The 22,814-nt window shown below is 41.1% G+C and carries 18 protein-coding genes and 3 pseudogenes; 16 read left to right on the forward strand and 5 right to left on the reverse strand.

Translation table 11 applies throughout. The annotated features are described in order from the left end of the window. Positions 1-74: 74 nt before the first annotated feature. Both VF685_RS10990 and VF685_RS10995 read left to right on the forward strand, forming a co-directional pair. Positions 75-1,240, forward strand: a protein-coding gene (locus tag VF685_RS10990) for an IS3 family transposase (protein WP_119285041.1) whose coding sequence is annotated in 2 segments (ribosomal slippage) — positions 75-333 and positions 333-1,240 — 1,167 coding nt in all. Because the reading frame shifts where the segments join, the coding sequence is not laid out codon by codon here. A 32-nt stretch (positions 1,241-1,272) separates the two neighbouring features. Then, positions 1,273-1,479: pseudogene (locus VF685_RS10995) on the forward strand (DUF523 domain-containing protein); the annotation flags it as partial. 126 nt (positions 1,480-1,605) lie between these two features. Here VF685_RS10995 and VF685_RS11000 read toward each other — a convergent pair. Next, complete coding sequence (locus VF685_RS11000) at positions 1,606-2,394, reverse strand: aminoglycoside adenylyltransferase domain-containing protein (protein ID WP_038350081.1); 789 nt, start codon at positions 2,392-2,394, stop codon at positions 1,606-1,608. A 277-nt stretch (positions 2,395-2,671) separates the two neighbouring features. Here VF685_RS11000 and VF685_RS11005 point away from each other — a divergent pair. Continuing rightward, positions 2,672-3,816 (forward strand): IS3-like element ISAba14 family transposase gene (locus VF685_RS11005; RefSeq protein ID WP_099046175.1). Its coding sequence is split into 2 segments (ribosomal slippage): positions 2,672-2,936 and positions 2,936-3,816, totalling 1,146 coding nucleotides; the frame shifts between segments, so codons are not numbered across the junction. 64 nt (positions 3,817-3,880) lie between these two features. Further along, positions 3,881-4,384, forward strand: a pseudogene (locus VF685_RS11010) (IS3-like element ISAba14 family transposase); the annotation flags it as partial. A 275-nt stretch (positions 4,385-4,659) separates the two neighbouring features. Here the strand turns inward: VF685_RS11010 and VF685_RS11015 are convergent. From VF685_RS11015 to VF685_RS11030, 4 genes are all read right to left on the reverse strand, one after another. Beyond that, the gene (locus VF685_RS11015) at positions 4,660-5,664 is read right to left on the reverse strand and encodes a transketolase family protein (RefSeq protein WP_100535580.1); all 1,005 of its coding nucleotides are present in this window, start codon (positions 5,662-5,664) and stop codon (positions 4,660-4,662) included. 13 nt (positions 5,665-5,677) lie between these two features. Continuing rightward, positions 5,678-6,523, reverse strand: coding sequence for a transketolase (locus tag VF685_RS11020; protein WP_104484451.1), 846 nt, complete (start codon positions 6,521-6,523; stop codon positions 5,678-5,680). 15 nt (positions 6,524-6,538) lie between these two features. Further along, on the reverse strand, positions 6,539-7,837 hold the full coding sequence (locus tag VF685_RS11025; protein WP_180046511.1) for an MFS transporter: 1,299 nt from the start codon (positions 7,835-7,837) through the stop codon (positions 6,539-6,541). An 83-nt stretch (positions 7,838-7,920) separates the two neighbouring features. Beyond that, positions 7,921-8,670 (reverse strand): SDR family NAD(P)-dependent oxidoreductase, encoded by a 750-nt coding sequence (locus tag VF685_RS11030; protein ID WP_104484449.1) that lies wholly within the window; start codon positions 8,668-8,670, stop codon positions 7,921-7,923. A gap of 180 nt (positions 8,671-8,850) precedes the next feature. Between VF685_RS11030 and VF685_RS11035 the strand changes: the two genes are divergently transcribed. From VF685_RS11035 to VF685_RS11090, 12 genes and pseudogenes are all read left to right on the forward strand, one after another. Then, positions 8,851-9,738, forward strand: coding sequence for a LysR substrate-binding domain-containing protein (locus VF685_RS11035; protein ID WP_104470991.1), 888 nt, complete (start codon positions 8,851-8,853; stop codon positions 9,736-9,738). A gap of 1 nt (position 9,739) precedes the next feature. Further along, positions 9,740-9,853, forward strand: a pseudogene (locus VF685_RS11040) (IS6 family transposase); the annotation flags it as partial. Positions 9,854-10,677: 824 nt separating this feature from the next. After that, entirely contained in the window at positions 10,678-11,793 is a 1,116-nt protein-coding gene (gene ribBA / locus VF685_RS11045; RefSeq protein WP_104473595.1) for a bifunctional 3,4-dihydroxy-2-butanone-4-phosphate synthase/GTP cyclohydrolase II, read from the forward strand. A gap of 19 nt (positions 11,794-11,812) precedes the next feature. Beyond that, positions 11,813-12,283, forward strand: a complete 471-nt coding sequence (gene ribH, locus VF685_RS11050; RefSeq protein ID WP_005181338.1) for a 6,7-dimethyl-8-ribityllumazine synthase — start codon at positions 11,813-11,815, stop codon at positions 12,281-12,283. A 4-nt stretch (positions 12,284-12,287) separates the two neighbouring features. After that, positions 12,288-12,737 carry a transcription antitermination factor NusB gene (nusB, locus tag VF685_RS11055; protein ID WP_005181335.1) on the forward strand — a complete coding sequence of 150 codons (450 nt, stop codon included), beginning with the start codon at positions 12,288-12,290 and terminating at the stop codon, positions 12,735-12,737. Between the two features lie 16 nt (positions 12,738-12,753). Continuing rightward, positions 12,754-13,671 (forward strand): thiamine-phosphate kinase, encoded by a 918-nt coding sequence (gene thiL, locus VF685_RS11060; protein ID WP_286385284.1) that lies wholly within the window; start codon positions 12,754-12,756, stop codon positions 13,669-13,671. 22 nt (positions 13,672-13,693) lie between these two features. Further along, the gene (locus VF685_RS11065; protein WP_162182857.1) at positions 13,694-14,170 is read left to right on the forward strand and encodes a phosphatidylglycerophosphatase A family protein; all 477 of its coding nucleotides are present in this window, start codon (positions 13,694-13,696) and stop codon (positions 14,168-14,170) included. An 18-nt stretch (positions 14,171-14,188) separates the two neighbouring features. Further along, positions 14,189-15,553 (forward strand): bifunctional UDP-N-acetylglucosamine diphosphorylase/glucosamine-1-phosphate N-acetyltransferase GlmU, encoded by a 1,365-nt coding sequence (gene glmU / locus VF685_RS11070; protein WP_440203630.1) that lies wholly within the window; start codon positions 14,189-14,191, stop codon positions 15,551-15,553. Between the two features lie 12 nt (positions 15,554-15,565). After that, positions 15,566-17,404 (forward strand): glutamine--fructose-6-phosphate transaminase (isomerizing), encoded by a 1,839-nt coding sequence (gene glmS, locus VF685_RS11075; protein WP_016658866.1) that lies wholly within the window; start codon positions 15,566-15,568, stop codon positions 17,402-17,404. Between the two features lie 789 nt (positions 17,405-18,193). Further along, a complete protein-coding gene (locus tag VF685_RS11080; protein ID WP_104483766.1) occupies positions 18,194-18,997 on the forward strand; it encodes a TnsA endonuclease C-terminal domain-containing protein in 804 nt (267 codons plus the stop codon). Next, positions 18,984-21,104: a Mu transposase C-terminal domain-containing protein gene (locus VF685_RS11085; RefSeq protein ID WP_205779270.1), complete on the forward strand. Its 2,121-nt coding sequence runs from the start codon at positions 18,984-18,986 to the stop codon at positions 21,102-21,104. Before VF685_RS11080 ends, VF685_RS11085 begins: the two co-directional genes overlap by 14 nt. Beyond that, the gene (locus tag VF685_RS11090; protein ID WP_104505725.1) at positions 21,101-22,783 is read left to right on the forward strand and encodes an AAA family ATPase; all 1,683 of its coding nucleotides are present in this window, start codon (positions 21,101-21,103) and stop codon (positions 22,781-22,783) included. The genes VF685_RS11085 and VF685_RS11090 overlap by 4 nt, the downstream gene beginning before the upstream one ends. Positions 22,784-22,814 lie beyond the last annotated feature (31 nt).

Below are 22,814 nucleotides of genomic sequence, written 5' to 3' on the forward strand. Positions count from 1 at the left end.
CACTCTATTGATGTGTGCTTAAAAAACAGGAGGGTTTAACTTGGTAAACTATACATACTCATTAGGAGTTTACCATGAGCAAGAAACAGAAGACTTACACCGCAGAATTTAAAGCTGAAGCCATAAAAGCCATTGAAGAGAACCAAGGTAATGTATCGGAATCCGCTAGACAACTTGGCATTTCAATGCAAACCCTTTCGAACTGGAATAACAAAGCAAAGGCTGGAACTTTAGCAGGCACAAAACAGTATTCGCCCGATCTAAACGCCTTACTCGAAGAAAATAAGAAGCTTAAACAACAGCTCAAAACAGCTGAAATGGAACGTGAATTTTTAAAAAAGGCAGCAGCGTACTTTGCCAAAGAAAGTCAGTGAGGTACGCCTATATGAAATCGCAAAGCCACTTATTTCCGATTATTTTAATGGCTCGATTACTTCGTGTATCCGTTTCTCGCTTTTATGATTGGCTAAAGCGAGGCATGAGTAAAAGATCAATTCAGCGAAATCAGCAGACAATTTTGGTCAAAATAGCCCATGAAGAAACCAAACAAAGCTATGGCTATGTTCGATTAACCAAGCATTTACAAGCGCAAGGTATCAAAATAAGTACGTATGCTGTGCGCCAAATAAAAAAATCAAATCAGTTGTATTGTAAGCGCCATAAGCGTTTCAAAAGAACCACGAACAGTGATCACAACCGTTCTATTTATGACAATTTACTCAAGCAACAGTTTTCAATGACGAAGCCTAATCTTGCGTGGTCGAGTGACATTACCTACATTTGGACGGCTGAGGGCTGGTTGTACTTGGCAGCTGTCAAAGATCTTTACACGAAACAGGTTGTTGGCTATAGCTTAAATGAGCGCATGACAGCCAAGCTTGTTTGTGATGCATTGAATATGGCTATTCGCAATCAGAAACCTGCTAAAGATCTCATTGTACATTCAGATAGAGGCAGCCAATATTGCAGTAATGAATATCGAAACTTACTTGAGAAATTTGATTTTCAGGGTTCAATGAGCAAAAAAGGCGACTGCTTTGATAATGCACCGATAGAGAGTTTCTGGGGCATACTCAAAAATGAACTAGTCCATCATCGCAACTACAAAACAAGGGAAGAAGCCAAAGCGGATATTACAAAATATATAGAGTTATTTTATAATCAGCGAAGAATTCAAAAAGGCTTGGATTTTAAGACACCAAATCAAATGGCAGAAGACTTTTATCGGTTAGCTGCCTAGAATCTCCCAAGTGAAAGTCTCCTGCTAATTCAGCACACATCACTTTAAAAAAAGTTCAATTATTAAAAGCTACTCTGGTAGTGCTTAAAGAAAATAGCCCTTCATGTGGTAGTTCAATGATTTACGATGGTCAATTTAATGGGAATAAGATCTATGGCAATGGAGTTACCTCCGCTTTGCTTAAACGTCATAATATAAAAGTCATTTCAGAAGAAACTTTTTGGCAACTTTTACCCTAGTTCCTCCGCTTTTATTTAAAATCTTCATGCAACTCCAACCACGCCCCCCTTTGCAATATCAAGTCTCTTCGGTATTTAGAGATATAGTGAGGTAATAATCTAAGAAGCATATCCATTACTTCCACATCAGTTAAAAAGTAGTGGTTCAATTTTATGCTGTAATTCTTTAACAATTTTAGCAAGCTGATCATGTAAAACTAACCAACATTGCTCATGACCTTGCCCAATATATTCATCTATTATGAGTTGCAAAATGTCTTGATCTATCTGACTTAAGAATTCTAAAAACCATGTCGCAGCAACATCCTTGGCAACTATTGTTTTATGATCTAATGTATAAGCTATACGGCATAGCGCTAAAATTTGATTACATTCATCCTGATCGTCTTTCCAATGAGCAATAATTTGTGGATAAGTTTTTTGCATGGCAAATATTAATTGTTCATAGCTAATTGGATTTAACCAATCGCAAATATCAGGTCCAAAGATAGTAATGTTATGTAATTGGGCAGTTTTAAGTAAAATACTAATATCTGGATCAGATTGACTATAAAGTAATTCACCTTTGAGTAATTCTTCTCTCAACCACTCGCCATATTGTAGCTGATATGTATATGGATGATTTTTATTGGTAATACTCCCTTTTTCTAATATCGTAATTTCTAAGGCACGCGCTGTAGCATGACCAATCGGAACAGATATATTTAGAAAATTCTGCGCTAATTGTTTTCTTTCCTGATCGGTAATTTCACGTTCAATAATAACTAAAATATCAAGATCACTTTTATGTTTTAAACCACCATCAACATACGAACCATATAAATAAATAGCATAAAGCTTATCTTTAAAATTTTTTTGTAAAAGCTGTTTTACACTTTCAACTTGGCGACACTCTTCATCATTTAAGCTTTGCATATGATTTTTAATTTAAAAAAATAAGTAATGAATTCATAGAGCATTATACAGAATAAGTGTAAATAATTTAATCAATTAGTAAATAACATACTATTTTTACAATATATTTACTTTCAATATAGAGTTTAATACATAAAACTCTATCAATCAAAAAAAGCTTGAAACAACATCTGAATAGTAAGAGTCATTTCCTCCTCACTTAGAGATGGATCCGGAAATTTGAACAACTCCTATAAGTGATACTCTGCTCCTCAAATGATGTTATAAACATCAATATATGGAGTATTTTATGGCACGTAGACCAAGAAGAAATCATTCAAACGACTTTAAGGCTAAGGTAGCACTTGCTGCGATCAAAGCAGAAAAAACACTTGCTGAATTGAGTTCTGAGTTTGATGTTCATCAAAACCAAATTATTGACTGGAAAAATCAATTGATCTCAGCTTCCTCACAAGCTTTCGATCAATCAAAAGCTCCATCAGAACCTCCCATTGATCTTAAAAAGTTACATGCAAAAATCGGTGAGCAGGCATTAGAAATTGATTTTTTAGAAGGTGTGTTGAAGAAACTGGGCCGCTTCAACCACAAAAGTTAATCGATCACTCACTTCAGATTTCAGTATCTAAACAAGCTAAGTTACTGAAAGTCTCTCGTGGTTGTTATTATTATCGCCCAAAACCTGTTAGCTCATCAGATCTGAAGCTGATGCGATGTATTGATGAATTACATATGCAATATCCTTTTGCAGGCAGTCGTATGATGCGTGATTTGTTGAATCGTCAAGGGCATCATATAGGACGACGTCATACACGTACTTTAATGAAGAAAATGGGTATTCAGGCGTTATATTGCAAACCAAATTTAAGCCAGGCTAATCAAGCTCACCGTAAATATCCATATCTGCTCAAAGGATTGGCTATTCAGCGCAGTAATCAAGTGTGGTCTACTGATATAACGTATATCCCTATGGCAAAAGGCTTTGTTTATTTATGTGCTGTGATTGATTGGCATAGCCGCAAGGTACTTGCGCATAGGGTATCGATTAGTATGGAGGTGGATTTTTGTATTTCGGCTTTAAATGAAGCGATTGAAAAATATGGATCACCTGAAATATTGAATACAGACCAAGGCAGTCAGTTCACCAGTGATGCATTTATTGATGTATTGAAATCAAATGGCATTCAAATCAGTATGGATGGTAAAGGTCGATGGGTAGATAATGTGATGGTTGAACGATTATGGCGGAGCGTTAAATATGAAGAGGTGTATCTCAAAGCTTATAGCAGTGTCACAGATGCGAAAAAGCAATTGAGTGCATATTTTGAGTTTTATAATCTGAAACGACCTCATTCGAGTCTAGACAAAATGACACCAAATGAGTTTTACTATGATCAGCTACCCCAACAAAACAAGGTGGCTTAACTAGAGCGGAATATCACTTATAAATACGCTTTTAGTTGTTCAAACAAGTGGAACCACCTCTGTTATTCAGCGCAGTAATCAAGTGTGGTCTACGGATATAACGTATATCCCTATGGCAAAAGGCTTTGTTTATTTATGTGCTGTGATTGATTGGCATAGCCGCAAGGTACTTGCGCATAGGGTATCGATTAGTATGGAGGTGGATTTTTGTATTTCGGCTTTAAATGAAGCGATTGAAAAATATGGATCACCTGAAATATTGAATACAGACCAAGGCAGTCAGTTCACCAGTGATGCATTTATTGATGTATTGAAATCAAATGGCATTCAAATCAGTATGGATGGTAAAGGTCGATGGGTAGATAATGTGATGGTTGAACGATTATGGCGGAGCGTTAAATATGAAGAGGTGTATCTCAAAGCTTATAGCAGTGTCACAGATGCGAAAAAGCAATTGAGTGCATATTTTGAGTTTTATAATCTGAAACGACCTCATTCGAGTCTAGACAAAATGACACCAAATGAGTTTTACTATGATCAGCTACCCCAACAAAACAAGGTGGCTTAACTAGAGCGGAATATCACTTATAAATACGCTTTTAGTTGTTCAAACAAGTGGAACCACCTCTGTATTTGTTCCTATAAGTACACTAATAAGACATAAAAAATTACTTTTTTTCATTGCACAATCCCTGCAAATTTTGAATATAAGTTTCCCTAAACAGCTAATTGAATAAGCTATTTTGAATGATTAAATTGGATTAAAAGTGGTGTGATAAAATTGCAGCATGGCGGGACTCCTGTCATACACCATGCTCAATTCACTAACAGAGTTGGACTCTCTTAGGTTAAGTGATTTTTAATTTTTGCTTTAACGGCTTCTGTAGAAATACCATAACGATCATGTAGTGTTGGTAATGCGCCTGCATCTAAAAATGCATCAGGTAAACCAATCATATCAAAACGTGGATGTTGCCCATTTCTTAATAGCAAGGTTCCAACTGCTTCACCTAAGCCCCCAACCACAGAATGATTCTCAGCAGTTAAAACTGGACGACCTCCTTTAGCCACTTCGTCTAAAATGGTCTGTTCATCTAATGGTTTAATCGTAGGTACATGTAATACAGAAACCTCTACCCCTTCTTTTTCTAGCTCTTCCGCTGCCTCAAGCGCACGCATGGTCAGTAATCCAGTAGAAATAATCAAGAGGTCTTTACCAGGCTTAATGACTTGGGCCTTACCCAATTTAAATTGATAGTTATATTTATCCAGTACCAATGGAACTTGACCACGCAACAAGCGCATATAAACAGGACCTTGATGAGCAGCAATCTGCGGAATAGCCTGTTCAATTTCCAAGGCATCACATGGATCAATGATCATTAGATTTGGCATTCCACGGAAAATGGCAATGTCTTCTGTTGCTTGGTGACTTGGTCCATATCCTGTAGTTAAACCAGGAAGGGCTGCTACAATTTTCACATTTAGATTATCTTCGGCAATCGCCATACAGATAAAATCGTAAGCTCGGCGTGAAGCAAAAACAGCATAAGTCGTGGCAAAAGGAACGAAACCTTCTCGAGCTAATCCAGCAGCAGCGCTCATCAAGAGTTGTTCGGCCATTCCCATTTGAAAGAACTTGTCTGGATTTTGATTCGCGAAAATATGTAAATCTGTATATTTGGATAGATCTGCTGATAATCCAACAATATCATCACGCTCTTTCGCTAGTGCATTTAAAGCATGTCCAAATGGTGCAGACTTGGTTGGTTGCCCTTCTGCAGCAATAGAAGCAATCATGGCAGACGTTTTTAATTTTTTCTTAGGAGAGTTCGCTAATTGGCTCATGGATCTAGACTCCTTATTTGCCGTAATGGGTTAATATATTTAAAGCTTCATCCCATTCACGTTCATCCACGCGAATAAAATGTGTTTTTTCACGGCTTTCTAAAAATGAAACACCTTTACCCATTTTGGTATCGCAAATAATGACCCTTGGGCATGTTCCTTCGTGACTTTTCGCTTGATCGAAAGCATCAAGTAAAGCTTCCATATTGTTGCCATCTACGCGTTGGGTATACCAACCAAAAGACTGCCAACGATCTACAATTGGTTCAAAAGCTAGAATTTCACTTGAATGCCCATCGGCTTGCTGATTATTCACATCAATAATTGCGATGAGATTATCTAATTTCCAATGTGAAGCTGACATGACAGCTTCCCATGTCGAGCCCTCATTCAGCTCACCGTCTGATAGGAAGTTATAAACAAAGGATTCTGATTTCTTTTGCTTTAATCCGAGGCAAGCACCTACCGCAATGCCTAAACCGTGACCCAATGAACCACCTGTGATTTCCATACCAGGGGTATAAGTTGCCATGCCTGACATAGGTAAACGACTGTCATCAGAACCATACGTTTCTAGTTCTTCAATTGGAATAACTTTTGCTTCGATCAAAGCAGCATATAAAGCAATTGCATAATGACCTATTGAAAGATAAAAGCGATCTCTTCCTTCCCACTCAGGATTGTCAGGCTGATATTTCATTGCATGAAAATAAGAAACTGCAAGTAGATCAGCTGCACCTAAGGCCTGTCCAACATAACCTTGGCCCTGTACTTGTCCCATACGTAACGCATGTTGACGAATGTTATATGCACGTTGCTGGAGTTCAGCAATACGAGCTTCTTTATTAATATTTGACATGATTAGCTTCTCTTATTAACGATTAACCAGTTTTGCTGGAATGCGTAGTACCAGGCTTGCGCCAACAACTAAGACTGCTGTGATTAAGAACATACCTATGGCATTCGAACCTGTATTAGTGGTAATCCAGCCGATGAGAAACGGAGAACAAAATCCAGCGAGATTGGCAAAACTATTGATTCCAGCAATACCTGCGGCAGCTGAAACACCACCTAAAAAGTTAGTTGGCAACATCCAAAACAAAGAAGATGCGGTGAGTACACCTGATGCCGCAATACATAAACAAATCAGTGATAGGGTTAGATTTGACACAAACAATGTTGCGAAGGTCAGTGCAATTGCACCAGCACACATAGGAATAATTAAATGCCAGCGACGCTCTCTAAAGTGATCTCCGCTACGGCCTGCTAACAGCATTACAACTATGGCACACATATAAGGTAGACTGGTCAACAAGCCAATATGCCAGTTATCACTAATACCCGAGTTACGAATTAATGTCGGCAACCAGAAAGTAATTGCATATTGTCCCATTACGACACAAAAATAGATTCCAGCTAGTAACCACAAGCGTTTATCACTAATGAAGTCTTTAATACTGCTATGCCCTTCTTTCTGTTGATTATCTTGAGCGATTTCTTGCTGAACTAAATTCTTTTCAGCACTTGTTAACCAATGTGCATCTTGAACAGAATCTTTTAGAACTGCGAGGACTAGCAAACCAACAACCACTGTAGGTATAGCTTCAAGTACAAACATCCATTGCCAACCATGCCATCCTTGCACATTGTTCATTTGATCCATGATTAAGCCAGATAGAGGACCACCGATCATTCCTGAAATTGGAATCGCAATAAACCAAAGCACAGTCATACGGGCCCGACGATAAGAGGGGAACCAATATGTAAGATAAAGTAATAAACCTGGCGCTAATCCAGCTTCAGCAACACCGAGTAAGAAGCGTAAGGTATAGAATTGCCACTCTGTTTCAACAAATGCAAAACAGCCTGACAAAATACCCCATGTGATCATGATCCGAGCAATCCAACGTCGAGCACCAACTTTATGCAGCACAATATTGCTCGGCACTTCACATAAGAAATATCCTATAAAGAAAATACCTGCACCGAGTCCATAAACAGCTTCACTAAACTGTAAATCACTCATCATTTGAAGTTTGGCAAAACCAACATTTACACGGTCTAGGTAAGCACAAAAATAACAAAGCATTAAAAATGGCATCAACCGAAATGCAATTTTTCGATATGCAGATTTACGAATAGCATCTGTATCAGATGAAAATACAGTATCCATCATGCGAGTCCCTTTACATTTGGCCACAATATCCTCTCGTGGCCATGTCTCTATTTTGAATTTTTTAATACTAATACTGAGTTTTAGTGAATCAGCATTCCGCCATTTACGTCTAAAGTTACACCTGTTAAATAGGCTGATAGATCACTGGCTAAAAATAACGCTGCATTGGCAACATCTTGTGCTTTACCTAAGCGACCAAGTGGAATTCCTGCAAGAATGTCATGACGACGATCATCATTCATTAAACCACCCGTAATGTCTGTTTGAATCAGACCTGGTGTAAGTGAGTTGACACGAATATTATCTGCACCAAACTCGCGAGCCATCGCTTTACCTAATCCTAAAACCCCAGCTTTGGCAGCACTGTAATGTGGACCTCCAAAAATACCACCACCTCGTTGTGCCGAAACGGATGATAAACACACAATACTTCCTCCACCGTTTTCTTTCATTGAGGGAATTACAGCCTGAGACATAATGAGCGTTCCACGCAGACTGACATCCAAAATACGATCATAATCATTACGCTTGATATCTAATGTTTTTACAGGTTGGGTAATGCCTGCGTTATTGACCAAAATATCAATTTTACCGTAGTGTTGAAGGGCTTGTTCCACCGCAGCGTGTGCTTGTTCTTCATTAGCAACATTTGCTGCTAGACCTAAATGACCTTCGCCCAATGCTTTAGCCGCATGCTGGCTTTGCGCAAGATCTAGATCAACAATAATGACTTTGGCGCCTTGCTGTGCAAAGACTTCTGCTGTTGCACGACCAATACCACGTTCAGATGCTGCACCTGTGATTAACGCTACTTTTCCTTGTAGTAACATGTCTATTCCTCTTTTCTTCAACATATTTATTCATCGCTAGATTCTCTTTTTTCACAGTGAGCAGCAATAAGGTTAAACTCAACTAGGCATGAATAATATTCATGCCTATGATATTTTTAGTTAATATTCGAAAGAAAAATGGAATTTTAAATGAATAATAGTGAAAAAAATTACAACCAAGTGCCTGCAATAAAAACCTTACAAGCGTTTGAACAAACTGCTCGATTAGGAAATGTGGCAAAAGCAGCAGAGGTTTTGAGCCTTACACCATCTGCTGTCAGTCATCAAATAGCAAAACTAGAAGAAATGATTGGTCAAAGTCTATTTATACGTGGTGCAAGAGGTGTTACATTAACTCCTTCTGGGGAGCGTTATTATCAAGAAGTTACTAATATCCTGCATAGCCTTGTATTAGCTACTGAACAAGCATCAAATAACAGTCCAAAAGATAGCTTATATATCCATTCTTCTCCAAGTTTTGGCCTATTGTGGCTAATGCCACGCCTTGAATCATTTAAAGAAAAATACCCTCTCATTCAGGTGAACTTGTCCTGTTCTTATGAAAATCTTCATTTTACGCGTGATAAAATTGATATTGATATTCGTCATGGCATTTCGAATTGGACAGGTGTCGAAATTAGAACGGTTCGGAGTGAAAAATTAGAAGTTCTTGCATCGCCAAAATTACTTGAACGTAGTCCAGTATTTAGGCCCAAAGATTTATTAAAAAAAGAGCTAATTTTATCAAAATCCACTCTGGTGACATGGCCTCAATGGTTTGCACACCAAGGCCTAAGTATTCCTGAATTTCCTTATACTTTTAGTTTTGATCGCTCTTACATGTCACTTGAAGCAGCCACACATGGCCTAGGATTTGTTTTAGAAAGCAACTTACTTACTCAGAATTATTTGGAATCAGGAAAGTTGGTTAAAGTATTTTCTGATGATTTCTCTATAGCTATATCTGCTCATCACTTAGTTTATCCTCGCACGCATGAAAACATTATGAAAGTGAACCATTTTTTAAACTGGATTAATGAAGAAATTAACAAAAGTAGTGAATGGTAAAACTTTTAAAGGTATTGAAGTCATGCGTGCACTACGTAAAGGACAACCATCATCATTCTACTATGGTCAGCCTCAGGGTGAAGTGTGTCTAATCAAAAGGGTTTCCGGTCTCTAAGCACTTTTTAAAGGGAACATCATCGACTCAAATCTCTATTTGCAACAGTGTCTCTCCGACAAACCCGGTACGGTTCACCTGGACAAATTCAAACAGAGAATCTCCAGATGATCCAAAATAGGATTGAGCATAATATTCATTTATTGAATTGAATATAAAAAATTTTCATGCGGATCAAGAATCATTATATTAAATTATATAATGTTGTTATTTCTCATGAAAATTAGCACCAAAATATAGGTGACTTTTATTGATTAAAATTTCCAATATGAAGTGACCAAAATACCCTTAAATGATCTAAATTTCTAAAAATTTCACCCCACTAAAAACTACACATAATAAATTAAATCATACACTTATAGTTAACATCATTTAATGGTATAAATCTCGGTGACCTTGCCAAGGTTGGGGTCGCGAGTTCGAGTCTCGTTTCCCGCTCCAAATTTAAAAGGCCCTAGTCGAAAGATTAGGGCTTTTTTTATTGCCCATTCTAAAATTTTTGAACCTCACCCCAAGCCTGTTCGCCATTCCTGTTTTATCTGGCTGATTTAAATCGTAGTCTAAATGTATAAAAGCGTTTTTAAAAAACTCCCAGTTTTTACGGGCTGCTGTTTATATTTTTATACAGATCAATTGCTTAAATATTCTGCACAATTCAAGCTTTTTCCAGACGCCGGCCCTTTTCAAGCCAGCAGCCACTGTGTATAACAATGAAGCAGACCGGGAAACGGATAAGCATAGGCAAAACCTACGAAAAAGCGTTAGACTATGCCACAATTAATGTCATGAAAATGTCCGTTGAGACAAAAAGAAGGTGAAGGTTGATGCCGCTCAATACAGTTGAAGAGCTCGTAGCAGATATCCGTGCAGGAAAAATGGTTATCCTGATGGATGATGAAGATCGTGAAAATGAAGGCGATTTAGTCATGGCTGCCACGCATGTTCGCCCGGAAGACATCAACTTTATGATCACCCATGCCCGCGGTCTGGTCTGCCTGACCCTAAGCCGTGAGCGTTGCCAGCAGTTAAACCTGCCACTCATGGTCGATGCCAACGGCGCCCAGCATGGCACCAACTTTACCCTGTCGATTGAAGCCGCAGAAGGCATCACCACCGGAATTTCCGCGGCTGAACGTGCGCATACCATTCGCACGGCGGTTGCCGCCCATGCCAAACCGGCCGATATTGTCCAGCCGGGTCATATTTTCCCGCTGATGGCACAACCAGGTGGTGTGCTGCACCGCGCCGGTCATACTGAAGCCGGCTGTGACCTGTCCCGTTTGGCCGGTCTAGAGCCAGCATCAGTGATTTGTGAAATTATTAAAGAAGATGGCACCATGGCGCGCCGTGCCGATCTGGAAGTGTTTGCAGAAAAACACGGTCTGAAAATGGGCACCATCGCCGACCTGATCCATTACCGCATGACCAATGAACAAACCGTTGAGCGTCTGGATCAGCAGACTATTGATACCGAATATGGCAGCTTTGACCTGTATCGTTACCGTGAACTGGGTAACCCGGATATTCATCTGGCGCTGGTCAAAGGTGAGCCAAAAGATGGCGTGACCACCGTTCGCGTGCATGGTTTTAACCCAACCCGTGACCTGCTAAAACTGAACAAGCAGGATGGTGAACCGGCCTGGAATCTGGACCGTGCCTTAAAAGAAATTGCCAATAGTGATCGTGGCGTATTGGTCTGGATTGGCCAGCGTCATCTGCAGGATTTAGGTCCGGCACTGGACAGCTTAAATGCACCGAAGAAAAGTAAATCCAATGCGGCGCTGTCTCAGCAGTATCAGACCATTGGGGTAGGTGCACAGATTTTACGTGATTTAGGTGTTGAAAAAATGAAGCTGCTCAGCTCGCCATTACGTTTCAATGCCTTGTCCGGCTTTAACTTGGAAGTGGTGGAATACGTCACCGCACAACAAACAACTTAAGAAATCATCGAGGTTTGCTATGGCAGTTCGCCGTATTGAAGGTATGTTACATCTCGCGAGCGAAGGCCGTTACGCGATTTTAGTTGGTCGTTTTAATAGCTTTGTGGTGGAACATTTGCTGGAAGGTGCCATCGACACATTGAAACGTCATGGTGTATCAGAGGATAATATCACTGTTGTTCATGCACCTGGTGCCTGGGAACTTCCGGTTGTTGCGAAAAAACTGGCAGCATCTGATCGTTTCGATGCCATTATTGCACTGGGCGCGGTGATTCGTGGCAGTACGCCTCACTTCGACTTTGTTGCAGGCGAATGTGCCAAAGGTTTAGGCGTGGTTGGCCTGGACACTGGCTTACCGGTCATTAACGGTGTATTGACTACGGATAGTATCGAACAAGCGATTGAACGCTCGGGTACAAAAGCAGGTAATAAAGGTAGCGAAGCTGCTTTAACTGCAATTGAAATGGTTAACTTGTTAAAGGCTATTTAACGCTATGTCGCAAACACTTCAAGCAACTTATGCAGCAAAACGTAAAGCACGTCGTTTTGCTGTACAAGGAATTTATGAATGGCAGATGAGCCACAATCCGGTGCACGAGATTGAAGCACGCACGCGTGTCGAAAATGCCATGCACAAAGTGGATCTCGGCTATTATCATGAATTGTTGACTCAAGTGGTTGCCAATCATGAAGCATTGGATGCGCTCTTAATCCCTGTGCTTGACCGCGAAATTGATGCCCTTGACGGCGTTGAACTCGCAACCCTTCGTCTGGGCGCCTATGAATTGAAAGAACATCTGGAAATTCCATATCGCGTGGTTTTAGACGAAGCCATTGAGCTGGCAAAACATTTTGGCGGTGCAGACAGCCATAAATACATTAACGGTGTTCTTGACCGTTTGGCCAGCTCATTACGTGCAGCAGAAAAACAGCAATCTAAATAATTGACAGATTGATGCGATGGCTGAGTTTTCCATTATTGACACCTATTTCAATCGGCAGCACCGCAGTTCTGTCGACTTAGGTGTTGGTGATGACTCGGCCGTGCTGACTCCTCCCCCACAGCAACAGCTGGTGATTTGCGCCGATACGCTGGTTGCTGGACGACACTTCCCATTAGATACTGATCCACATGCCATTGGCTGGAAATCTGTTGCAGTCAATCTCTCTGATATTGCTGCCATGGGTGCCAAGCCGCACAGTATTCTACTGGCCTTGAGCCTATCCCAAATTGATCACGACTGGCTGAAAGCCTTTAGCCAGGGTCTGTATGATTGCTGCGATCAATTTGGGGTGCGCTTAATTGGTGGAGATACCACCCAAAGTCCGCATTTAACCTTATCCGTGACCGCCTTGGGCTGGATAGATACCGGTCAGGCGATTACCCGCGCCGGTGCCCAGCCGGGCGATTATATCTGTGTCAGCGGCACCGTCGGTGATGCCGCCTTTGGTCTGAAACATCCGGGACATGCGCTACAGCAGCGTCTGGATTATCCAACCCCGCGCTGCGAACTGGGCCAGCAACTGAAAGGCCTGGCCTCAAGCATGATTGATGTTTCAGATGGTCTGGCCCAAGACTTGGGACATATTCTTAAAGCCTCAAAGGTTGGCGCCACCCTAGATCTGGATCTGTTACCGCTTAGCGATACTCTGCGTCATTTACCTGACACACAGCGCTGGCAATATGCGCTGGCTGGCGGCGATGACTATGAACTGTGCTTTAGCATCAGCCCGCAGCATTTTGAACAACTTTTACAACAACCGCTGAATGTCCGCGTTACCAAGATTGGACAAATTCATGCAGCACCCGAACTTCATTTTGTGCAGAATGGCGTAGATCATTCGCTCCAATTCCAGGGATACCAACACTTTGCCTAAACCTGCCATTCATTTTAAAGCGATGAGCTGGCCCGACCGCCTGGTTGTCTTCTGTGGGGTCGGGTTTGGATCAGGCCTGTTACCCAAAGCTCCCGGCACCTTCGGCTCAGCCTTTGCGCTGCTGTTTATTCCGCTGTGGCTGTGGCTTGGTTTTGCCTATTCGGTTGTGGCGATTCTGCTGATGTCACTGGTCGGGATTTATATCTGCGGGCAAACCGCACGGGTGATGGGCGTCCATGATGATGGCCGTATTGTCTGGGATGAATTTGCCGGACAGTCGATTACCTTTTTACCGCTGATCTATTTTGGCCAGATGAATACGCTATGGGTCATTGCAGGCTTTGCCCTGTTCCGGCTGTTTGATGTCTGGAAACCCTGGCCCATCCGGGTGATTGACCGTCAGGTCGATGGCGGCTTTGGGATTATGCTGGATGATCTGATTGCCGGACTCTGGGCAGCAATCTGTATTTTAATTTATCTTTATTTTATTTTGGTTTAGCAATAACTAGGATTATACATGTCTACCACCGTGATTATTCTTGCCGCAGGGAAAGGAACGCGTATGCGCTCCAGCCTTCCGAAAGTGCTTCAACCCCTTGCAGGACGCCCGCTTCTGGGTCACGTGATTGAAACGGCACAACAATTACAAGCAGATAATATTATTACCATTTATGGCCATGGCGGCGAACAGGTACAACAGGCCTTTGCCCATGAAACGGTTCAATGGGTGGAACAGGCCGAGCAGCTCGGGACCGGACATGCGGTCCAAATGGCGCTGCCGGTACTGGGTCAAGATGGTGTTTCAATTATTTTATCCGGTGATGTGCCGTGCATTAGCCAGGCCACCTTAGAGCAACTGGTCGAGGCCAGTCAGGCTACCGGTATTGGTCTGGTGACGCTGAACCTGCCAGATGCGACCGGTTACGGCCGTATTGTACGTGACAATGGCCAGATTCAGGCCATTGTTGAACACAAAGATGCTTCTGAGACACAGCGCCAGATTCAGGAAATCAATACCGGCATTTACTGCGTTAGCAATGCCAAACTGCATCAATGGTTACCAAAACTGTCCAATGACAACGCACAGGGCGAATACTACCTGACCGATATTGTGGCCATGGCCATTGCCGATGGTATGCAGGTGGCTTCGGTGCAGCCGGAACGGGCCTTTGAAGTCGAAGGTGTCAATGACCGGGTGCAACTGGCCGCATTAGAACGTGAATTTCAAAGCTTCCAGGCCAAACAGTTAATGCAGCAAGGCGTGCATCTGATTGATCCAAGTCGCTTCGACTTACGTGGTTCACTCAAAGTAGGTCAAGACGTCCGTATCGACATCAATGTGATTATTGAAGGTGAAGTCGAACTCGGTGATCGGGTTGAAATTGGCGCAGGCTGTGTGATTAAAAACAGCAAAATTGCGGCCGGCACCAAAGTCCAGCCGTATAGCGTCTTTGAAAATGCTGTTGTCGGTGAAGATGTACAGATTGGTCCATTTGCCCGCCTGCGGCCGGGTGCAGTGCTGGCCAATGAGGTGCATATTGGCAACTTTGTTGAAGTCAAAAACACCCAGATTGGTGTTGGCTCCAAAGCCAATCACTTTACCTATTTAGGCGATGCAGAAGTCGGCGCCGGTTCCAATATTGGCGCAGGCACCATTACCTGTAACTATGACGGCGCCAATAAATTCAAAACCATCATTGGCGATGCGGCTTTCATTGGCTCAAACAGCTCGCTGGTGGCACCAGTAACCATTGGCAACGGCGCAACGGTGGGTGCCGGCTCGGTAATTACCCGTGATGTGGCTGACCATAGCCTGGCCTTTGAACGCTCAAAACAGTTGAGTAAAGATAATTATCAACGTCCCCAAAAACTGAAAAAATAAGAGGAAAAGATTATGTGTGGTATCGTCGGTGGCGTTGCAGAACGTAATATTAGCAATATCCTGATTGAAGGCTTAAAGCGTCTGGAATACCGTGGCTATGATTCTGCCGGTCTGGCGCTAATCAATGGCGGTCATGTATTACGTGAACGTCGTGTCGGGAAAGTGGCCAATCTGGAACAGGCGGTTATTGAAGCCGAATTAACCGGTTCGTTGGGGATCGCACACACACGCTGGGCGACTCATGGCAAGCCAACTGAAAACAATGCCCATCCGCATATTTCGGGCAATGTGGCAGTGGTGCATAACGGGATTATTGAAAACTTCCAGGAACTCAAAGATGATCTGGAAGCGCTTGGTTATGTATTTACCTCGCAAACCGATACCGAAGTGGTTGCGCATCTGGTCAATGATGCCCTGAAATCCACCCCAAGTTTACTGGAAGCGGTGAAACAGGTAGTGCCACAGCTCAAAGGTGCCTATGCACTCGGTATTATCCATACCGATCATCCGGATGAACTGATCACGGTTCGTGAAGGTTCACCACTGGTGATTGGTGTCGGGATTGGCGAGAACTTTATCAGCTCGGACCAGCTGGCCTTGTTGCCAATCACTAACCGCTTTATTTATCTGGAAGAAGGCGATATTGCCCGTTTAACCCGTGAAACCATCGAAGTTTTTGTGGATGGTCAGCTGGTGAACCGTCCGGTGAAAGAGCTGGATGCAACGGTCAGCAATGCCTCTAAAGGTGAATACAAGCACTACATGCTCAAAGAGATTTATGAGCAGCCAGAAGCCATTCAGCAAACCATTTCTCAGGCCTTAAATGGCAATGCGCTGCGTGAAGACTTTCTGGCCCAGGCCGAGCAGGACTTCGCCAGCATCCAGCAAGTGCAGATTATTGCCTGCGGTACCAGTTACCATGCCGGCATGATTGCCAAGTACTGGTTTGAACAGCTGATTGATGTGCCGTGTCAGGTCGAAATTGCCAGCGAATACCGCTATCGCACGCCGGTAATTGTTAACAATACCCTGTACATCTGTATTTCCCAGTCAGGTGAAACGGCCGATACCTTGGCTGCACTGCGCGATACCCAAAAACGTGCTGCGGCCAAAGCGCTGAACATTTGCACTATGGCAATTTGTAACGTAGCCACCTCATCAATGGTACGCGAAACCCATCACAGCCTATTAACTTTGGCTGGACCGGAAATTGGCGTAGCATCAACCAAAGCCTTTACCACACAGCTGGCTGCGCTGATGCTGCTGATTCTGAAGATCGGTCAGGTCAAACAAAGCATTGCTGAAAAAACGGTTACCGAGATTATCGCGGAGTTGTGGCATACACCAAAAGTGATTCTGGATACCCTGCAACATAACCCGGCGATTCTGCACTTATCCGAGCTGTTTGTGGAAAAGAACCACTGCCTGTTCCTCGGCCGTGGCACCCAGTTCCCGATTGCGCTTGAAGGTGCCCTGAAGCTGAAGGAAATTTCCTATATTCATGCCGAAGGTTATGCCGCCGGTGAACTGAAACATGGTCCGCTAGCTCTGGTCGACAATGAAATGCCGGTGGTGATTCTGGCACCAAAAGATGACATGCTGGATAAACTGAAATCCAACATGGAAGAAGTACAGGCCCGTGGTGGCGAGCTGTTTGTGTTTGCTGATGAGCACAGCGGCATTAAAACCAAAGAGCGTCAGCATGTGGTACATATTCCATCAATCAGTGCGGTGCTGGCGCCAATTGTTTACAGTATTCCGGTCCAGCTGCTGTCCTATCATGTTGCGGTACTGCGCGGTACCGATGTGGATCAGCCACGGAACCTGGCCAAATCGGTGACGGTAGAATAAGCACAACAGAAAAAGGCTGGTTCTGTGTTCATATAATTATGTTTGTATCAAATAATTAAGTTTAGATTTAATTATTTTAGTTTGTACATTGATGAAGCACACAAATAGCATATCCAACCCTTTAGATATGGTAGTTTTCTGCCAGATCTAAAGGGTTTTTAATGTAAAAATCTAAATTAAAATGGATATCATCACAAAAACAAATTTTTTTAAATATCAAACATATTCAAAAACATATACTAATTTAAACCTCTTATTTAACCACCTAATAAGTATCATTTTTTAAAATCCCCCTGCAACATCCTTCTTCTTCAAGGTATTTTTTGCCTTTTCTAAGCAAAAATAATGTTCTACACATTAAAACTTTGAGACAAACTTAATTACACTCATAATTTAATTTTAAAATTATTAAACAAACTTTATTTTAAAAATAAAAAGACACGAATCATAAATATCAATAACTTACATAAAAAATTCAAACAAACTTAATTAAACTCCAATACTTAAGCATAGAATTTAGCCATAAAATTAAAATCAGGAATAAATAGCTATGTTTACTAGGATGGATTTTGAATGATTTTGCCTATCATCAATACCTCTAAGATTTATTAATTGGGTATTACAATACTCATTTTAATTTTAAGTTATTGATTTATATAATTAATACATAAAAAATTATAAAATTTTGTTTGTATATAAATATATTTAAGTTTGTATATTTTTGCCAAATACAAAATCAACTCCCTTCAGATATGATTAATTATCCACCAAAACCCACAGGTCTTCTGTATGGCAAAAATTATAAAAAACTATGAAGAACTAGTAACAGAAGGGTATGGCCAGGGCCATGGACGCGATTATAAACCTTGTAAAACTGTTCAAAACTTCAGTTCAATTGGTCGCTCTCACAGAGTACAAGGCCGTGTCAGTAAACGTCTTCATCACTTATTTTCTGATCTAGAGCTATCCACTTTTTTACTACTTGATTGGAATCAGAACGTTACAGATATTCGTGAACATTACCCTTTAGATATCTATGATCTTAACTCTATATGTTCTCGTTATCGGATGAAAAAGGTATCGGTTGATTATATACCGTTTACCCTATCTTCAGATTTTTTAGTTGATTTTGGTAAATTTTCCATAGCACTTGATACTCTTTACAGTAAGGATCTGAATAAAGCTCATGTTATTGAGTCATTAGAAATTAAACGTCGTTACTGGGAAGAAGAGCACAATACGCCGTTCAAGTTGATTACTGAAAAAGACATTCCTGCTACGGTACTAGAGAACATTAAATGGTTGTATGTAGAAAAAAATGACCTTGAAATAACAAGTCACATGATTGATCTAGCAGTTTATTTTATGGAAGAAATTAGCCAGTACCCTCAAAGCTCATTAATCCAATTTTGTAAGCATTCTGACCAAACTCAAAAAATGGGTATCGGAGCGACGCTCGCATTGTTTAGAAAATTATTTGCCCTGCGAATACTTCAATTTAATCTAGAAATTTCGTACTTGGAGCTTAAACTCTCTGAGATTCATGCAAGTAATTTGCTCCAGGATGAGAATACAGTCCATGCAACTAATTAATTCAGTTTACATCTTGAATTCAACACAATACCGAATACTCAAATTTTTACCGCAGTATACGGTATGGATTGCGATTGATAATAAAAATGCTTTCCCTGAACTCATTTTGTCCAAGGAGCTTAAAATCCTCTCAGAGGATCAAAGCCTGATACCAGCACAAGATCCTTACGAATACTTAAAACGATTAAACTTGAGTAAAAATTCTATTCAACTCAAAAAAAGAGATGAAAACTTTTCCATTATTCAAGATCTAATTAATGATGAGCACGTGCTTATCAATGCAAAAATTAGGACTGCAAAAATTAAAACTCTACATCTAGAAAAAGAGGTATCAATTAATAAAATTCTACGACTACTAAGACGCTACTGGCAGCGTGGTCAAACTATAAATGCTTTGGTACCAGATTATGAAAACTCAGGTGGAAAAGGCCAAAAAAGAACGATAGGTGATAAAAAAATTGGCAGGCCACGCATCTATGAATCAAATGAAGGTAAAAATGTCACTGAACAGGTTGAATTATATTTTAAGAAAGCCATCGAAGGGTATTTAGTTCCTATCAAAAAACAATCCATTAATGAAACTTATCTTCGGTTTAAAAATTTATTTTCTAAGCACTTTCCTCAAGTGCAAGCTGCAGATATTCCGACATACGCTCAATTCTATTATTTTTATAATACACAATATAGAAATGGTAAAAATTCAAAGAGAGTTCTAACCAATCAGAAAACCCTGAAAGATCACAAACCTCTGACTTCAACAGCGACCAAGCAAGCAAATGGTCCTGGTGCACGTTATGAGATAGATTCAACAGTCGCTGACATCTACCTTGTATCATCACGAGATCCATCACAGATTATTGGCCGACCTACCGTATATATTGTTATCGATGTATTCAGCCGGATGATTACTGGGCTTTATGTCGGCATGGAAAACAGTTCCTTTAATACAGCCATACAATGCCTCAGCGTTGCAATCCAAGATAAAGTGACATTCTGTCAGAGTTATGGCTTGCAAATACAACCAGAAGACTGGCCTATTTATGGTTTACCTGGTGCCATACTTGCAGACCGCGGTGAATTAATTGGCTATCAAATTGAACTTCTTGAAAAAAACTTTTCTGTTCGTATTGAAAATGCGCCACCGTATCGAAGCGATGCCAAAGGTATTGTGGAGAGGGCTTTCGGAATCATTCAGTCACGCTTTAAATCCTACGAGAATATTGGTGTTGTTTCTGGATTCAAGGAAAAAAAGAAAGGCGGACATGATTATCGACTAGAAGCTTGTCTAACTCTGGAAGAGTTCAGAAAAATCATATTAAGCTGCGTCTTGTTACGCAATAATTTTGATATTTTGACAAAATATGATCGTAGTGCCGATATGCCGACTGACCTACCTTCTATCCCCCTTAAGCTCTGGCAGTGGGGTCTACAGCACCGTACTGGGATGTTAAGACAAGTGGATAACAAATCACTATATGTTGGCTTGTTACCTAGGACCGACGCCTCCTTAAGTGACAAGGGACTTAAAGTCAAAGGCTTACTCTATCAATGTCTGGAAATGCATCAACAAGGCTGGTTTATTCGTAACACGACCAAATCCCGCCCGAAAAAGTTGCGGATTGGTTTTGACCCATACTCAGTAAATACCATTTATGTTTTCTTTGATGAAAATAAGTTGGAATACTGGGAAGCGCACTTAAGTGATGCCTCACGTCAATATCAGCATCTGACCTGGTGGGAAGCTGAACAAATTCAAAAAGCAATCAAAACTGTTGAAAAACAACATTCACAACTAAAGTCCGTAGCCATCAGTGAATTGCAGGATTTTACTGACAAAATCATCCACACAGCACAGAGCCGGCAGGCTCAAGCAGGAGTTCACCAACTTTCTAAAGCACAACGTACTCGGGATATTCGTCAGAACAAACAAGAAGCAATTCAGGTGGAACGTGAGGAACATCTCCAAAATAGGTCCGTCAATTCTATCCGGACTATCCACCCCAACCAAGACAATCCTCCAACACCCCCATCTCACAGCAGCAATCTGGATTTGACCAGTCAACCAGACTTAATGAGACAATTATTTGAAGAGGACGATGAAGAATGAATAATAATGAACTCGCGGTCAACACATCGATAGAAGACATCTATGGGGATAATCCTCTCATTACTCAATTACCGCCCATTCTTGACACGAAGTCGGTTATTAAACACCTACGAGGGAAACTAAAATTTATTCCAGAGCAGCGTTTTTTGCCTCAACCAGAAAGAATTCATCTAATTGCTCAACTGCCTCATGATTTTTTTCAACCACTGACCAAACATCTATCCCTTGAGCAAAAAATTTCTATTATGATTCGGCAAGGTTATGTGAGTAGAAACATCACTAATGGTGATAGACATCGACATTTACACGCTGCTTTTCAGCAACTAGAACCATCAAATGAAAGCTGTTACCGCTATGCACCTCCAGAGTCGACTGCAACTACCATGTCAATTATAGGATGTTCGGGAAGCGGTAAAACAACGACAATGAACAAAATTTTGCGTTATTACCCGCAAGTGATTGAACATAGAGAGCTGGGATTAAAACAAATTGTTTACCTTAAAATTGATTGTCCGCATGACAGCTCTTTAAAAAACTTATGCTCAAACTTTTTTAGAGCAGTAGATTTAGCATTAGGAGATACAAACTTCGAGCATCGTTTCACCAGAAGTCGCTTAAATGTGAATGCCATGCTGCAGCAGATGAAAATTATCGCAAATAATTATTCAATTGGACTTTTAATCATTGATGAAATCCAGCATTTGAATACAAAAAAATCTGGCGGGGCTGAAATCATTCTTAATTTCTTTGTCACCCTTGTGAATGTGGCATCCATTCCAATTGTGATGATTGGGACACCCAAAGCCAATGAAATTCTGCAAGAAGACTTAAGATCAGCTAGACGCAGTGCAGGATTAGGCTCTTTAATCTGGGAACCTATGCGCAATGAAGCACCCACTCCCGATCCTAGCACCCCTGATCAAATGATCATTTCTGAATGGTATGCTTTCACCAACAAGCTGTGGCAATATCAATGGGTTCAACAACCAGCTGAACTGACCGATGAATTAAGAAACACTTGGTATTATTATACGCAGGGCATTCCAGATTTAGTGGTTAAACTGTTCTGCTTGGTGCAGATTCATGCAATCACCATTGGTCTGGAAAAAATTACATCTGAACTTTTTAAAAAAGTCTACGAAGAACAATTACAGCCAGTCCACGATATTTTGGATGCACTCCGCTCAGGCAACCCCACACGTATTGCACGGTATTCTGACTTAACTATCCCTCAAGTTCAAATTGAGGAATATGTTGAACAACACCGTTTAAAAGCTGCATTAAAAACGGAAATACAGCGTAAAGATCTAGGACCACATTATTCCACACTTATAGGTATGCTAACGGCCTTAGGTCACCCCGCTGCTACAATAGATCTGCATGTCACTTCTGCATTAAAAAAATATCCAAACGAGAACTTACAGGTACTACTCCAGCATATTCTGGAAGTATTAGACGGCTCTGTAGCAAAAGATAAATTGGACCAGCCTCAGACCACAACTTCGGTAAGAAAACCAAGAACATCACGCAAAGTCATGAAAGCAGAAGAATGGAAGAGCACTGAAGCCAATGACTTACGGAATTTTTTCAGTCAAGCACAAGAAAAGGAAGTAGATGTTTATGAGCTATTAAAATCATCTCACTATTTGTTTGATCCCACCTCTCCTGTGTTGCATTAAACAAAAAATAGAGAGTAAGTGTATTATGATT

The sequence above is a fragment of the Acinetobacter sp. Brlt_5 genome, from assembly GCF_051949055.1.
Classification (GTDB): Bacteria; Pseudomonadota; Gammaproteobacteria; order Pseudomonadales; family Moraxellaceae; genus Acinetobacter; species Acinetobacter indicus.